This is a genomic window from Agrobacterium sp. MCAB5 (assembly GCF_052114365.1).
GTDB lineage: Bacteria > Pseudomonadota > Alphaproteobacteria > Rhizobiales > Rhizobiaceae > Agrobacterium > Agrobacterium tumefaciens.
In genome coordinates, this window is record NZ_JBFREP010000215.1 from 1 (window position 1) to 499 (window position 499).

Here is a 499-nt window from a genome sequence, read left to right on the forward strand (position 1 = left end):
ATTTTGCTGGTCGGTGGAAATAAAACCGGCGACGACCGCTTTTACGAGATCATGATTCCGGTCGCTGATCGCCTATATGACAATTACCTGATCGAGATCGGGAAGGAAGGGTTGATATGACTGGACATCGCTCGTTTAACGACCTGCGCAAGAGTATGGCGCCTGAACGTCGCGCCCGCAATGATGAAGCAACCAAGGCAATTCTCGAGGAAATGGCGTTGCATGAGCTGCGTCAAGCGCGTGAAAAGACCCAGCAGGATGTAGCACGCGCACTCCACGTGAAGCAGCCAGCTGTAGCAAAGCTGGAGCAGCGTGCCGATATTTATGTCAGCAACCTGCGACGTTACATCGAAGCTCTTGGCGGGACGCTGGAGATCACAGCAAAGTTCCCCGACGCCTCAGTCAGCATCAAGAATTTCAGCGAATTGGCCACCGAAAAATAACATTTTCGCCTTGAAAGGTTTCGAACAGACGGCCAGTCAATTTCATTCATCTATTC

General features: G+C 51.3%; 1 protein-coding gene. It reads left to right on the plus strand.

Going from position 1 to position 499, the window contains the following annotated elements:
- The first annotated feature begins 116 nt into the window (after window positions 1-116).
- Window positions 117-443, plus strand: a complete 327-nt coding sequence (locus AB4Z23_RS28290; protein WP_013637255.1) for an XRE family transcriptional regulator — start codon at window positions 117-119, stop codon at window positions 441-443.
- Window positions 444-499: the final 56 nt, after the last annotated feature.